The sequence below is a fragment of the Nocardioides sp. NPDC051685 genome (assembly GCF_044453405.1).
In the GTDB taxonomy this organism is placed as follows: Bacteria; Actinomycetota; Actinomycetes; order Propionibacteriales; family Nocardioidaceae; genus Nocardioides.
Genome location: NZ_JBITCR010000002.1, coordinates 627,139 through 642,384 on the forward strand (window position 1 = coordinate 627,139; position 15,246 = coordinate 642,384).

The 15,246-nt window shown below is 66.7% G+C and carries 10 protein-coding genes; 6 read left to right on the forward strand and 4 right to left on the reverse strand.

Translation table 11 applies throughout. The annotated features are described in order from the left end of the window. The first annotated feature begins 71 nt into the window (after positions 1-71). Positions 72-824 (forward strand): hypothetical protein, encoded by a 753-nt coding sequence (locus ACIA03_RS08165; RefSeq protein ID WP_396981040.1) that lies wholly within the window; start codon positions 72-74, stop codon positions 822-824. Between the two features lie 177 nt (positions 825-1,001). Here the strand turns inward: ACIA03_RS08165 and metH are convergent, their stop codons facing one another. Next, positions 1,002-4,658 carry a methionine synthase gene (metH, locus tag ACIA03_RS08170; protein ID WP_396981797.1) on the reverse strand — a complete coding sequence of 1,219 codons (3,657 nt, stop codon included), beginning with the start codon at positions 4,656-4,658 and terminating at the stop codon, positions 1,002-1,004. Between the two features lie 236 nt (positions 4,659-4,894). On the opposite strand from metH, the gene ACIA03_RS08175 reads away from it, so the two are divergent. Then, positions 4,895-5,743, forward strand: coding sequence for a PAC2 family protein (locus ACIA03_RS08175; RefSeq protein ID WP_396981042.1), 849 nt, complete (start codon positions 4,895-4,897; stop codon positions 5,741-5,743). Between the two features lie 57 nt (positions 5,744-5,800). Here ACIA03_RS08175 and mshC read toward each other — a convergent pair whose 3' ends face one another. Genes mshC through ACIA03_RS08190 form a run of 3 tightly spaced genes read right to left on the reverse strand, consistent with a single transcriptional unit; the run spans position 5,801 to position 8,449 of the window. Further along, positions 5,801-7,033, reverse strand: a complete 1,233-nt coding sequence (mshC, locus tag ACIA03_RS08180; RefSeq protein WP_396981044.1) for a cysteine--1-D-myo-inosityl 2-amino-2-deoxy-alpha-D-glucopyranoside ligase — start codon at positions 7,031-7,033, stop codon at positions 5,801-5,803. A 32-nt stretch (positions 7,034-7,065) separates the two neighbouring features. Next, positions 7,066-7,839, reverse strand: a complete 774-nt coding sequence (locus ACIA03_RS08185; protein ID WP_396981046.1) for an SCO1664 family protein — start codon at positions 7,837-7,839, stop codon at positions 7,066-7,068. Positions 7,840-7,843: 4 nt separating this feature from the next. After that, positions 7,844-8,449: a DUF3090 domain-containing protein gene (locus ACIA03_RS08190; RefSeq protein ID WP_396981048.1), complete on the reverse strand. Its 606-nt coding sequence runs from the start codon at positions 8,447-8,449 to the stop codon at positions 7,844-7,846. Between the two features lie 146 nt (positions 8,450-8,595). Between ACIA03_RS08190 and ACIA03_RS08195 the strand changes: the two genes are divergently transcribed. The 4 genes from ACIA03_RS08195 to ACIA03_RS08210 are packed head-to-tail and all read left to right on the forward strand — an operon-like array spanning position 8,596 to position 15,236. Then, on the forward strand, positions 8,596-10,203 hold the full coding sequence (locus ACIA03_RS08195) for a type I restriction-modification system subunit M (RefSeq protein WP_396981050.1): 1,608 nt from the start codon (positions 8,596-8,598) through the stop codon (positions 10,201-10,203). After that, a complete protein-coding gene (locus ACIA03_RS08200) occupies positions 10,196-11,314 on the forward strand; it encodes a restriction endonuclease subunit S (RefSeq protein ID WP_396981052.1) in 1,119 nt (372 codons plus the stop codon). The genes ACIA03_RS08195 and ACIA03_RS08200 overlap by 8 nt, the downstream gene beginning before the upstream one ends. Then, positions 11,314-14,640, forward strand: a complete 3,327-nt coding sequence (locus tag ACIA03_RS08205; protein ID WP_396981054.1) for a type I restriction endonuclease subunit R — start codon at positions 11,314-11,316, stop codon at positions 14,638-14,640. Before ACIA03_RS08200 ends, ACIA03_RS08205 begins: the two co-directional genes overlap by 1 nt. Beyond that, a complete protein-coding gene (locus ACIA03_RS08210) occupies positions 14,637-15,236 on the forward strand; it encodes a PIN domain-containing protein (protein ID WP_396981056.1) in 600 nt (199 codons plus the stop codon). The genes ACIA03_RS08205 and ACIA03_RS08210 overlap by 4 nt, the downstream gene beginning before the upstream one ends. Positions 15,237-15,246 lie beyond the last annotated feature (10 nt).

A 15,246-nucleotide genomic window follows, 5' to 3' on the forward strand; every position in this document is an offset into this window, starting at 1 on the left:
ATCCACGCCGGGGCGGGCGAGCCGGTGTCCTGCGGCTACGGTGTCCCGCATGCGCTCCGACCTTCTCCCCCGTGCTGCCGGCTGAGGCCGAGCGGCTGCTCACCGCCGACCTGGTCGAGTGGCTCGCCGACCTGGTCGATCCGGCGCTGCTCCGCCAGGAGTCACCGAAGGCGCAGCTGCAGGGACTGCGCAGCGCGGTCGTCCATCGGATCGGAGTCAACGAGGCCTCCGCGCTGCTGCACTTCCGCGACGGGCTGGAGCACAACCCGCTGCCCCTGCCCGACCAGGACGGGCTGCGGCTGGTCCTCATCACCAGCCGCGGCGAGGATCTGGCCGTCGACGACGTCGAGTTCGCCGACTGGAGCCGTGACGACGACTGTCAGCGCTGCCGCACAGCGCTGGAGGGCTGGGTGCCACCGGCCTTCGACGGTGCTGCCCGGATCACGTCCGTCGGCGGCCTCCACATCGCCTACGACCACGCCGACCGCGCCGGCATGGAGCCTGCGGAGCTCCTGGCCCGGCTCCGGCCGGCGGTCGCCCGGGCCAACGCGTCACTCGGCTCCTGGGACACCTCCACCGTCGGCGTCTACTGGCATCCCGCCACCGAGACCTGGGCTCACGTCATCCCGCTCGTGCTGGATCCCGAGCACGACCCGGTGGCGGGCGTGCTCACCCGGCACCCGGACGGCTACCACCTCGTCACGATCCTGACGCGGCGTACGGCCTTCTGGAACGTCGCCAGCCTCGGCCGGGTTCCCCCGGCCTGGCTCGACGGCGGGCCCATCGACGGCGGGCCCATCGACGGCGGGCCGACCGGTCGATGACGGGAGCCGATCGAACGGTGCCGCCACCGGGGCGAACGAATTTTCATTCGTCCCCTGGGAGCGAATGAAAATTCATTCGCGCATCGGAGCCGAGTGAAAGTTCATTCACCCGCAGGACCCGAACGAAAATTCATTCGACTCCGCGTCGCCGAATGAATTTTCGTTCGCCGTGGAGAATCAGTCCTCCGGGTCGTAGCCCAGGTTCGGCGAGAGCCAGCGCTCTGCCTCGACCATCGTCCAGCCCTTGCGGCGGGCGTAGTCGGCGACCTGGTCCTGGCCGAGGCGGCCGACGACGAAGTACTGCGAGTCGGGGTGGGCGTAGTAGAGGCCAGAGACCGACGCACCGGGCCACATCGCCATCGACTCGGTGAGCTCGATGCCGGTGTTCGCCTCGACATCGAGGAGCGACCAGATGGTCTGCTTCTCGGTGTGGTCGGGGCAGGCCGGGTAGCCCGGAGCGGGACGGATGCCGGAATACTTCTCCGCGATCAGGTCCTCGTTGGGCAGCTGGCCGTCGCCGCCCTCGTCAGCCGCGTAGCCCCAGAACTCGGTGCGTACGCGCTGGTGGAGCCGCTCCGCGAACGCCTCGGCGAGGCGGTCGGCAAGGGCTTCCAGCATGATCGCGGAGTAGTCGTCGATGTCGTCCTTGAACGCCTGGACCCGCTCGGGAAGGCCGATCCCGGCGGTGACCGCGAAGGCCCCGACGTGGTCCGCGCCCGCACCCACCGGCGCGACGAAGTCGGCCATCGACTTGTTGGCGACACCCTCGCGGTGCTGACCCTGCTGGCGCAGCTGGAACAGCGTGGCCCGCTCCTCGGTGCGCGAGTCGTCGGTGTAGACGACCACGTCCTCACCGGTCGAGTTCGCCGGGAAGAGCCCGAAGACGCCACGCGCCTCGAGCCATTTCTCCTCGATGATCTTGTCGAGCATCTCCTGCGCGTCGTCGAAGAGCTTGCGCGCGGCCTCGCCGGTCGCCGGGTTGTTGAGGATGTCGGGGAAGCGCCCCTTCATCTCCCAGGCGTTGAAGAACGGCTGCCAGTCGATGTAGTCGCGCAGCTCGGCGATCGGGTAGTCGGCGAGCGTGTGCACGCCGGGCTGGGCCGGGGCTACCGGCAGCGTGGCGAAGTCGATCTCAGGCTTGTTGGCCTTCGCCTGGACGTACGTCAGGGACGCCCGCTCGCTCCGCTCGGCATGCCGAGCGCGCAGCGAGTCGTAGTCGACCTTGACCTCGGCCATCAGCTTCTCGCGCCGACCGGCATCGAGGAGGGCAGCCGCGGTCGGCACCGACCGGGAGGCGTCCTTGACCCAGACGACCGGGCCGTCGTAGGCCTTGTCGATCTTGACCGCGGTGTGCGCCCTCGAGGTGGTCGCGCCGCCGATGAGCAGCGGCAGGTCGAGCCCGACGCGCTGCATCTCGGTGGCGAAGCCGACCATCTCGTCCAGGCTCGGGGTGATGAGGCCGGAGAGACCGATGATGTCGGCGTCGTGCTCCTTGGCGGCGTCGAGGATCTTCTGCGCCGGGACCATCACGCCGAGGTCGATCACCTCGTAGTTGTTGCACTGCAGCACCACGCCGACGATGTTCTTGCCGATGTCGTGGACGTCGCCCTTGACCGTGGCCATGATGATCGTGCCGTTGGTCGTCTCCGCGTCGCCGGGCTTCTTCTCGGCCTCGATGAACGGGATCAGGTAGGCGACCGCCTTCTTCATCACCCGGGCGCTCTTGACCACCTGTGGCAGGAACATCTTGCCTGCGCCGAACAGGTCACCGACGACGTTCATGCCGTCCATCAGCGGCCCCTCGATGACCTCGATCGGGCGACCGCCGCGCGCCGAGATCTCGGCGCGGAGCTCCTCGGTGTCGGCCTCGACGTAGGCGTCCAGGCCTTTGACCAGTGCGTGCGTGATCCGCTCGCCGACCGGCAGCTCGCGCCAGGCCTCGGCCTTGGCCTCCGCCTCGGGCGAGTCCTTGTTGTACTTCGAGGCGATCTCCAGCAGCCGCTCGGCCGCGTCGGCGCGCCGGTTGAGCACCACGTCCTCGATCCGATCCCGCAGCTCCGGGTCGACCTCGGAGTAGGGCACCAACGCACCGGCGTTGACGATGCCCATGTCCAGGCCCGCCTCGATCGCGTGGTAGAGGAAGACCGCGTGGATCGCCTCGCGCACGGGGTTGTTGCCGCGGAAGGAGAAGCTCACGTTCGAGATGCCGCCGGAGACCTTCGCCCCGGGGAGGTTCTGCTTGATCCAGCGGACGGCCTCGATGAAGTCGGCGCCGTACGTCGCGTGCTCCTCGATGCCGGTCGCGACCGCGAACACGTTGGGGTCGAAGATGATGTCGTCGGGATCGAAGCCGACCTCGTCGACCAGGATCCGATAGGCCCGCTCGCACACCGCGATCCGGCGCTCGTAGGAGTCGGCCTGGCCGTCCTCGTCGAAGGCCATCACGACCGCGGCGGCACCGTAGCGCTTGCACGCGCGGGCGTGCTCGACAAAGGACTCCACGCCCTCCTTGAGCGAGATCGAGTTGACGATCGGCTTGCCCTGGACGAGCTTCAGACCGGCCTCGATGACCTCCCACTTGGAGGAGTCGATCATGATCGGGACCCGGGAGATGTCGGGCTCGGAGGCGACCAGGGTCAGGAACCGGGTCATCGCGGCGACCCCGTCGATCATGCCCTCGTCCATGTTGACGTCGATGACCTGGGCGCCGTTCTCGACCTGCTGCGCGGCCACCGAGAGCGCGGTGTCGTAGTCGCCGGACTTGATCAGGTTGCGGAACTTCGCCGACCCGGTGATGTTGGTGCGCTCCCCGACGTTGACGAAGAGGCTCTCCTCGGTCACGGTGAACGGCTCCAGGCCGGAGAGCCGCAGCGCGGGCTCGACGGTCGGGACGTTGCGCGGCGCGACCCCCTCGACCTGCTTGGCGATCTCGGCGATGTGGGCCGGCGTGGTGCCGCAGCAGCCGCCGACCAGGTTCACGAACCCGGCGGTGGCGAACTCGTGGACATGACCCGCCGTGTCGGAGGGCCCCTCGTCGTACTCGCCGAAAGCGTTCGGCAGCCCGGCGTTGGGGTAGCAGGAGACGAACGCGTCCGCGACCCGGGAGAGCTCGGCGATGTAGGGGCGCATCTCCTGCGCGCCGAGCGCGCAATTGAGGCCGACGAGGAGCGGGTCGGCGTGGCGTACGGAATCCCAGAACGCCTCGGTGACCTGCCCGGACAGGGTCCGGCCACTGGCGTCCGTGATCGTTCCGGAGATGACGACGGGCCAACGACGGCCGTACTCCTCGAAGACCTGCTGGACGGCGAAGATCGCCGCCTTGGCGTTGAGGGTGTCGAAGATGGTCTCGATGAAGATCAGGTCCGAGCCGCCCTCGAGGAGCGCGCGGGTCGCGTCGGCGTAGGCGTCGCGGAGCTGCTCGTAGGTGACGTTGCGGGCGCCGGGGTCGTTCACGTCCGGGCTGATGGAGGCCGTACGCGTCGTCGGGCCGAGCGCGCCGGCGACGTAGCGAGGCTTCTCGGGGGTCGAGTAGATGTCCGCGGCCGCACGAGCCAGGCGCGCCGCCTCGAAGTTGATCTCGTAGGCGAGGTCGGCCAGGTCGTAGTCGCTCAGCGAGACCGCGTTGGCGTTGAACGTGTTGGTCTCGATGATGTCGGCGCCGGCCTCGAGGTATTCGCGGTGGATGCCCTCGATGATCTGCGGCTGGGTCAGGTTGAGCAGGTCGTTGTTGCCGATCAGGTCGGTCGGCCAGTCCTTGAACCGCTCGCCGCGATAGCCGGCCTCGTCGGGACGGTCACGCTGGATCGCAGTGCCCATCGCACCGTCGAGCACCATGATCCGCTCCTTGAGGGCGGCGGTCAGGGTCTCGGTGACATCAGGGCGCAGACTCACTCTTGTTTCCTCTCCCGGCGGATTGCTCGGCCTTGCCCGAAACACGCTACGGCGTAGGTGTGCGGGCGACGCCATTTCATTCCGAATCCTGACACCGGCAGTCCACCAGGTGGGAATTCATAAGGTGTACGCCGGGTGAACGACACCGTCGGGCTGGTGCACATGACTAGGGTGGAGATGTGATCGAGATCGAAGAGACCCGCGACCTGGTCGATCCTGTGGTGATCGCCGCGTTCGAGGGATGGAACGACGCGGCCGATGCCGCCTCCGGCACCGTTGACCATCTGATGGACGTCTGGGGCGCGCGCGTCGTGGCCGAGATCGACCCCGAGGACTTCTACGACTACCAGGTCAACCGGCCGGTCACCGGCACCGACGAGAACGGCTTCCGCACGATCACCTGGCCCACCACCCAGGTCGCCGTCTGCTCCCCGCCCGACCTGGACCGCGACATCATCCTGGTGCGCGGCATCGAGCCCAACATGCGCTGGAAGCAGTTCGTCAGCGAGATCCTGGAGTGCGTCGACGACCTCGGCGGCCAGCTCGTGGTGACCCTCGGTGCCCTTCTCGCCGACGCGCCCCACACCCGCCCCATCCCGGTATCGGGCACCGCCACCGAGCCCGACATCGTCGACCGGCTCAAGCTCGACTCGCCGTCGTACGAGGGCCCGACCGGCATCGTCGGGGTGATCCAGGAGGCCTGTGTCCAGGCCGACATCCCCGCGGTCTCCTACTGGGCCGCGGTCCCCCACTACGTCGCCGCCCCGCCCTGCCCCAAGGCCACCCTCGCGATCATCAACAAGCTCGAGGACCTCCTGCAGTGCTCCATCCCTCTCGGTGACCTCCCCGAGGACGCCCGAGCCTGGGAGCGCGGCGTCAACGACCTCGCCGAGGAGGACGAGGACGTCTCCGACTACGTACGCTCCCTGGAGGAGGCCCGCGACACCGCCGACCTCCCCGAGGCCTCCGGCGACGCGATCGCCCGGGAGTTCGAGCGCTACCTCAAGCGTCGCACCGACGAGTCCTAGAACCGGGCGCAGGAAAAGCCTGAGCAGTGTGACGCATGTGGCTCCTGGGGCCAGCGGTCAGAGCTTGATGCCCAGCGCCGCGTCGACGACCTTCGCGATCGTCTCGCCGGCGAGGGCGTCGGAGGTCTCGGCGAGACCGCCCTCGCCCAGCGTGGCCGCGACCCAGGCGTCGACGGCCTGGACGGCGCGCGGCGCATCCAGGTTGTCGGCCAGGGCGCCCAGGACGGTCTCGACGACCGGGGCCGCGGGGGCGCCGCGACCGAGGGCGACCGCCTTGCGCCACTCGGCGATCTTGTCGACGGCGTCGAAGAGCTTGGCGTCGGTCCACTCCCAGTCGTCGCGGTAGTGGTGGCCCAGGAGGACCAGCCGGATCGCCATCGGGTCGATCTCGGAGTTGCGCAGGGCGGAGACGAAGACGAGGTTGCCGCGCGACTTGGACATCTTGTGGCCGTCATAGGCCACCATCCCGCCGTGGGTGTAGATCTCGGCGAACCGCTGACCCGCCGAGCGGGCGTGCGAGCCGGACATCTCGTGGTGCGGGAAGACCAGGTCGGAGCCGCCGGCCTGGACGGTGAACCCGGCGCCGAGGTGCTCCAGGGCGATCGCGGTGCACTCGATGTGCCACCCGGGACGACCGGGACCGTAGGGCGAGGGCCAGGACGGCTCACCGGGACGCTCGGCGCGCCACAGCAGCGGGTCGAGCGGGTCCTTCTTGCCGGCCCGCTCGGGGTCGCCACCGCGCTCCCCGAAGATCTCCAGCATCTCCGAGCGCGACATCCGCGACTCGGCGCCGAACTCCTCGTCGACGGCCACCGAGGCGTAGACGTCGTCGTCGACCTTGTAGATCGCGCCGGCCTCCTCGAGCTCGCCGATCAGCGAGAGCACCAGCGGGATCGACTCGACCGCGCCGATGTAGTTCTGCGGGGGCACGACCCGCAGCGCCTCCATGTCCTGGCGGAAGAGCTCGGTCTCGCGCTCGGCGAGGGCCTCCCACTCGATCCCGACCTTGTCGGCCCGCTCGAGCAGCGGGTCGTCGACGTCGGTGACGTTCTGGGTGAAGCCGACCTCGTAGCCCGCGTTCAGCCACGCCCGGTGGAGCAGGTCGAAGGCGACGTAGGTGTTGGCGTGGCCCATGTGGGTCGCGTCGTAGGGCGTGATGCCACACACGTACAGCGAACGGCGTCCCTGACCCTGTGTCGAGACGACCTCGTCCCGCTGATGGTCGTAGAGGCGCACCTCGGGCCCTTTGACGGACAGTTCTGGGACTTCGGGTGCAGACCATGCGCGCATGGGTGCAGCCTACTTGGCGCCACCCACGAGTCTCAGAAGGGCGGCCACGGGATGACATGTCGGTCGTGCTCGGGCTGGGGGAAGACCCCCCCGGCGAGGAGCTCCTCGCAGCGCAGACCGAGCGCCTCGAGATCCCGACCCGAGAGGTACGCAGCCAGCCCCCGCCCCAGCGGACCCGACAGCCCCGCGAGCACCGTCCGGACACCGGCGAGCTCCTCCTCGGTGAAGCCCAGCCCCTGCCATCCCCACAGGATGGTGCGTAGCTTCGGCTCGTCGTGGAAGGTCAGTCCGTGGTCACAGCCGAACCGGTGGCCGGAGGCCACCGGCAGCACGTGCCCGCCCTTGCGGTCGGCGTTGTTGGTGATCGCGTCGAAGACCGCCATCCGGCGCAGTGCGGGCGTGTCCTCGTGGGCGAGCGAGACGGCCCGGTCGAGCGCGTCGTAGCCGTCGAAGACATGACGGTAGCCCGGCGGCACCGAACCCTCCGGCACGATCGTCACCGGCTCGACGGTCTCGTCGGCGGTGACCCAGCGCTGCACCATCCCGAGACCGTGCGGGCCATCACGCAGCCAGGTCTCGGGCACCACGGACCAGCCGAGGGCCTCGGAGACGACGTAGGCGGCGACCTCGCGGTGCGCCAGCCGTCCGTCGGGGAAGTCCCACAGCGGCCGCTCGCCCGCGATCGGCTTGTAGACGACCTCGGTCCCGCCGATGGTCGCCAGGAAGGTCGCGTTCGAGGCTGTGGTCAGCCGCCCGACGAGAACCAGCTCATCATCGGACCCGATGAGCGACTCGGTCACCGACATGGGGTCAGACCGGGTCGCGCCGCTTGAACCCGTTCGCCCGGACGCACAGGTGCCCCTCGGGGTCGATCGGGTTGCCGCAGAACGGGCAGTTGGGACGTCCGGCGCCCAGCACCGCCTCGGCCCGCTTGACGAAGGCACGGGCGTTGCGCGCGGCGATGCGGACCAGGAGCACCTCGTCGGGCTCCGGCTCCTCCAGCTCGATGGCCGCGACGGCGTCCTCGTCGACCAGCTGGCCGGTCTCGTCGACCTCGGCGACGATCTCGGCCTCGCTGATCGGGAAGACCTCGAGGACGACCTTGTCCTCGTCGGGATCCCAGGCCAGCGTCATCGTGCCCGCCCGGAACTCCTCCTCGATCGGCTGCTCCAGCGGGCCGTTGTCGTCGAGCTCGTAGGGCGCCATCGCAGGCACCACGGCGGGCGCCGACTTCATCACCTCGTCGAGGAGCTCGTCGAGCCGCTCGGCCAGCACCGTGACCTGCTGCTTCTCCAGGGCCACGGAGACGACCCGGGCTCCTTCACGCGCCTGGAGGAAGAACGTACGCGCACCGGGCTCGCCGACGGTCCCGACGACGAATCGCTCGGGCGGGTCGAAGGCGTGCATCACAGGCATGGTCAAACCTTATCTACCCATCCGAGGCGATCGTCGTGGCCATCGCCCACATGGCCACGAACATGCACTTGGGCGGCTAATGTTGATCGCGTTTACCGATGCGGGCCGATGCATCGCACCAGCCCGAACCCATGAGAAGGAGAGCAGTGCCGCCCAAGAAGAAGGCCAAGCCGGCGAAGAGCCTCGAGGCGACGCTGTGGGACGCCGCCGACGAGTTGCGCGGCAAGATGGATTCAGCGCAGTACAAGCACGTCGTCCTAGGTCTGATCTTCCTCAAGTACGTATCCGACACGTTCAAGGTCCGCCACGACGAACTCACGCGGCTGGTCAACGACCCGGACTCGGACTACTTCATGCCGACCGAGGCCGCGAAGATGTCGGTGCTGGAGGACCGCGACGAATACACCGCCGAGGGTGTGTTCTGGATCCCCGAGGGACATCGGTGGGAGGACCTGCGCAAGGCAGCCAAGCAGCCCGACATCGGCAAGCGGGTCGATGAGGCAATGGGAGCGATCGAACGGGAGAATCCGACGCTGAAAGGCGTCTTGCCGAAGAACTACACACAGCGCGAGCTGAGCCAGGAGAACGTCGGCGGTCTGATCGACACCTTCTCCCGCCAAGACCTCGCTGCCGAGGAGTACAAGGGCCTTGATGTGCTGGGGCGGGTCTATGAGTACTTCCTCAGCCAGTTCGCCTCCAAGGAGGGCAAGAAGGCTGGCGAGTTCTACACACCGCGCTCAGTCGTGCAGCTCCTCGTCGAGATGCTGCAGCCCTACCACGGCCGCGTGCTCGACCCCGCGTGCGGCTCCGGCGGCATGTTCGTCCAAGCCGACAAGTTCCTCGCCGCCCACGGCGGTAACCGCAACGATCTGTCGGTCTTCGGCCAGGAATCCAACCCGACCACCTGGCGACTGGCCAAGATGAACCTCGCCCTCCGCGGCATCGAGGGGAACCTCGGGCCCCAGTGGGGCGACACGTTCCATGCCGACACCCACGCCGATCTCCGTGCTGACTTCGTGATCGCGAACCCACCTTTCAACGACAGCAAGTGGGGCGGCGACCGGCTGAGGCAGGACGTGCGGTGGAGGTACGGCGTCCCGCCGGTCCAGAACGCCAACTACGCCTGGCTCCAGCACTTCCTGCACCACTGTTCCCCGACCGGCGCAGTCGGGACGGTGCTGGCGAATGGCTCGCTCTCGTCCCAGCAGAACGGCGAGGGCGAGATCCGCAAGGCGATGGTCGACGCCGATGTTGTCGAGTGCATCGTCGCGCTGCCTCCACAGCTCTTCTATGGAACGGCTATTCCGGTCTGTCTCTGGTTCCTCACCAAGAACAAGGCCGGTGTCCCCAACGGCATGAAGACCCGACCGCGCCAGCACGAGACCCTATTCATCGACGCCCGCCAGATCGGCTTCATGGAGACCCGCACCCTGCGTGCCTTCTCCGAGGCTGACGTCCTGAAGATTGCTGACACCTATCACGCCTGGCGCGGCACTGAGACCAGCCGGGGCCAGGAGTACGGCGACATCCCCGGCTTCTGCCGCGCCGTCACCACGTCCGAGATTGCCGAACACGGCTACGTCCTCACCCCCGGCCGCTACGTCGGCAGCGAGGAAGTCGAGGACGACAGCGAGCCACTCGACGCCAAGATCGCCCGGATTGCCGCGGAGATCCGCGACGGCTTCAAGAAACGCGATGACCTGCAGACGGATGTCCTTGGTGCGCTCGACTCGCTGGCGGTGGCGGATGAGTGACTGGGGGACCCGCCCGCTGAGTGACATTGTTTCGCTGCAGCGGGGCCACGACCTCCCGACGCAGACGCGGCGCTCCGGCACGGTCCCGGTCATCGGTTCGTTTGGCGTCACCGGTTGGCATGACGAAGCAAAGGCCCCGGGGCCGGGAGTGACGATTGGGCGCAGTGGTGCATCCATTGGGAAGGCGGTCTACGTCGCACAGGACTATTGGCCTTTGAACACATGCCTCTACGTGACGGACTTCAAGGACAATGACCCGCGGTGGGTGTTCCACACCCTCGACCTCATTGACTTCACTGCATACAACAGCGGCAGCGCCCAGCCCTCACTAAACCGGAACTACCTAGCACAGATTCCGGTCTCTGTCCCAGACGTGGACGAGCAGCGGCGGATCTCCTCGGTTCTCGGCGCCCTAGACGACCTGATCGAGAACCATAGGTCCATGAGCAGCGCAGCGGTTGGCCTCGCGAAGGCAACACTCATAGACGCACCGGCTGATGCGCAGGTGCGGGTTGGCGATGTCGCTGAAGCGCGACGCGGCTTGTCCTACAAGGGTGCCGGACTTGCTGACACCGGCATCCCGATGGTGAACATGGGGAGCGCCGCGAACTTCGGATGGCTAAAGAGGGACGGGTGGAAGTTCTACGTCGGTGACTACAAACCACGCCACGTCGCCCGCGCTGGCGATCTCATCATCACCAATACCGAGCAAACGTGGCGGCAGGAGATCATCGGCTGGCCGATGCTCGTGCCTGGGGACGTTCGGGAGGCGCTTTTCACCCACCACACCTACCTGGTCGACTTCACGCCAGAGATGCGCTGGATGCGCCTTCCGCTCTGGGCTTACCTCTTCACCGATGAGGCACGCGCCAGGTTCAACGGCTCGATCCGCGGGACTACTGTCGCCAACCTGCCCATCGACGTGGTCGAGAACCTTGTGTTCCCAGCACCACCGGAGGACCACCCGTCGCTTCGCGCGGCCCAAAGCCTCCTGGAGTCCGCATGGGCGGACGAGTTAGCGGCAGCCGACCTCACTCGTACTCGCGACGAGCTCCGCCCCCTACTGATGTCCGGCAAGGTGCGAGTCTCCGAGAACCTGGCGGTGGCGTGATGGTGGGCCCGACGGAGGACGATCTCGAGCGCTGGGTGCTGGAGATCCTGGAGGAGCTCGGCTGGTCTCACGTCTATGGCCCCGACATCGCACCAGGCGAGTCGAGGGCGGAGCGATCGGACTACCGTGACGTCGTCTTGGTCGGTCGACTTCGCTCCGCCGTGATGCGACTCAACCCAACGCTGCCCGCACCAGCACTGGACGACGTCGTCGCGACAGTACTGCGCATCGATTCTCCGTTGATCGAGTCGGAGAACTGGAACGCCTATCGCTACCTGATCCAGGGCGTGCCCGTCGAGTTTCGCGACGCCGACGGGCAGCTTCGCTACGACCGCGCGCGGTTGGTCGACTGGGACGATCCACTTGCGAACGACAGGACTGCGATCAACCAATACTCGATCGAAGGGCCGAAGCGAACACGCCGGCCGGACGTGCTGTTGTTCGTCAACGGCCTGCCGATGGCGATCTTCGAACTGAAGCGGCCCGGGAAGGCATACGCGAAGGTCAACGGTGCTTATCGTCAACTCCAGACCTATCGCAATCAGATTCCAGACGTGTTCAAGTGGAACCAGGTCGCTGTCGTCTCCGACGGCATCGAGGCCCTGGCGGGGTCGTTCTCGGCACCTTGGAACCACTGGGCGGCGTGGAAGACGATCGACGGCACCGTCCGCGACCCGAGGGACGCCGATGGGTTGCGGATCCCTCAGATCGAGGTGCTCACACGCGGGATGTTCCGCTCGGAGGTCTTCTTCGACATGGTGCGGCACTTCATCGCCACGTTCGGCGATGGGGTCGACACGCGCAAGGCGGTCGCGAAGTATCACCAGTACTGGGCAGTTATGAAGGCGGTCAACCAGACCGTCGAACCGGCTGAGCTCGACGGGCGGATCGGCGTCGTGTGGCACACCCAAGGCTCGGGCAAATCGCTGGAGATGGCGTACTACGCGGGCAAGGTGATGAGCGAACCGGCGATGGAAAACCCGACGGTCGTCGTACTTACCGACCGCAACGACCTCGACGACCAGCTCTTCGAGGAGACGTTCGCGTCGTCGAAGCCTGGCTCACCACTCCCCGAGGCGCCGGTCAAGGCCGAGTCGCGTGCTCATCTGAAGGAGCTCTTGGCTGGGCGGGAGTCGGGCGGGATCATCTTCACCACGCTGCAGAAGTTCGGCCTGTCCAAGGAGGACCGCGAGGCCGGCCGGGCCTTCCCCCTGCTCACGGACCGCACGAACATCGTGGTCATGGTCGATGAGGCACACCGGTCGAACTACGACGTCATCGACGGGTTCGCCCGCAACGTGCGCGACGCGCTGCCCGGGGCGTCGTTCATCGGGTTCACCGGCACCCCGATCGACGAGAAGGACCGTTCGACGGCCGAGATCTTCGGTGAGTACATCGATGTCTACGACATGACCCAGGCGATCGAGGACGGCGTCACCGTCAAGGTTTTTTACGAGCCCCGCTTGGTCCGCGTCGAGCTGCCGGAGGATGTGAAGGAGGAGATCGACGACCAGTTCGAGGACGCCATCCAAGGCGCCGAGGACGAGATCAGTGAGCGCACCAAGAGCAAGTGGGCGAAGGTCGAAGCGATCGTCGGCTCCAAGAAACGGATCAGGGATCTCGCTGTCGACATCGTGACTCACTGGGAAGCTCGCCGAGACGTCCTTTCCGGCAAGGCGATGATCGTGACGATGTCACGTCGTATCGCCGTCGAGCTGTACGACGAGATCATCGCCCTGCGGCCCGGTTGGCACAGCGACGACGACAAGGCCGGCGTCTTGAAGGTGATCATCACCGGCAACGCCACCGATCCCGCAGCGTTCCAACCCCATATCCGCAACAAAGCCGAGCGTCGCGCGATGAAGGCGCGAGCCTCCGACCCGGCCGATCCGCTCGAGCTCGTGATCGTGCGGGACATGTGGCTCACGGGCTTCGACTCCCCGCCCATGCACACGATGTACGTCGACAAACCGATGCGCTCGGCCGGCCTGATGCAGGCGATCACCAGGGTCAACCGAACCTTCAAGGACAAGCCGTCCGGTCTCATCGTCGATTACATCGGGATCGCCGAAAACCTCAAGGATGCACTCGCCACCTACACCGACCGCGACAAGCAGGACCGCGCGATCGGCGAAGATGTCCGGCAGTCGGCGATCCCCGAGCTCTTGACCGAGCACGCCGTCGTCTCCGACCTACTCCACGACATCGACTGGGTGACCATCCTCGACAGCGGCGACGCCCGGGCGTTCGTCTACGCCGTGACGGCAACCGTGGACCATCTGCTCGAGTCCGAACGCGGCGCTGGCGAAGGCGGCGATGATGTCGCGCCTGACGAGTTCGACACCGACAAGGCTGAACGACCGTCACTCAAGAAGCGGTTCATGGCCCACACGGGGCGCCTCAAGCGATTGTTCTCCCTCGTTCCCACGTCTCAGGAGGCGACCGCCATCCGCGACGATGTCGCGTTCTTCGACGCAGTGAGGCAGTCGATCGCGAAGATCGAAGCCGTGGACCGCGGCGTCGACGGCGAGGCTACCCTCGACGTCGCGGTGCGGCAGATCGTCAGCGAGCACATGTCCGGCACCGGGGTGATCGACATCTTCGCCGAGGCCGGGCTGGAGAAGCCCGACATCTCGGTGATCGACGACGATTTCCGCCGGAAGTTCGAGGAGTCCGATCAGAAGAACCTGCAGCTCGAGGCGGTGCGGCGGCTGATCTCGAATGAGGTCAAGGTCATCGAGCGCAGCAATGTGGTTGCCGGGCGCCGATTCTCGGAGATGCTGTCAGACGCTCTCAACCGCTATCAGAACCGCACCATCGACGCGGCGCAGGTCATCGCCGAGATCGTCGAGATCGCAAAGGCCATCCAGGAGCAGCGTCAGCGTGGGGAGGAGACGGGCCTCACCGAGAACGAGCTGGCTTTCTACGACGCGATGCTGACCAACGAGTCCGCGCGTCAGGCGATGGCCGACGCCACGCTCCGATCGATCGCGCACAACCTGACCGACATCGTCCGCAACGACGCCAAGACCGACTGGCAGATGAAAGAGACGGTCCGAGCGAAGCTTCGCACGCGGATCAAGCGATTGTTGCTCAAGCACGGCTACCCACCCGACGATGAGCCCGGGGCTACCGAGCTCATCCTCAAGCAGGCCGAGAGAATGGCCGAGGACACCCTTCTGCGGGACGTGCCAACGCCGCAGGACCTGCTTTACGAGCGCCAAAGCGCCTTCATCGCCGAGTCGTCGGCTGAGTTCGGCGAAATCGACCCTGCTGAGGCTGCTGCAGTTCTCGCCGAGCTCCGTCAGGAGCGGCGATCACGGTGACCGGCCCTGCAGACATCCACAGGCCAGCTGCCGTCCTTGACACCTGCACGCTCATCCCTGGCGGTCAGCGCGACTTTCTGTTGCAGCTCGCCGCCGAAGGCGGCTTTCGTCCCGTCTGGAGCAGCGGCATCCTCGACGAACTCAATGACGTCCTCGGGCGTATCTGGGCAAGGCAGGGGAAGGCCGATGACCCCCGGAGGCGACAACACCTGATAACAGAGATGAAACGGGCGTTTCCGCGGTCAACCGTCGTTGCCGCCCGCGACCAGAGTTACCCGTACGGCCTGGCGGATCCCGACGACGGCCACGTTGCCCACGCCGCAGTCACGACTGGAGCATCGTTTCTGGTGACGGATGACAGACAGGCGGGCTTCAAAACATGTGGGCCGTTGAATGCAATCGGCGTGAAGGTCGTTACAGCGCCCGATTTCGTAGCTCAGATCCTGCATCTTGATCCCCGGCTCGGTGTCCGCGCTGTCGAACAGATGTCCAAGCGCCGTAGCCAACCTGCGCAGACAGCTAAGCAGATTGTCGATGATCTCGTAGCCGGCTACCACATGGCCGAGGTCGGAGCCGTGCTGTGGCCCCTGCTGTGAATACGGCTTC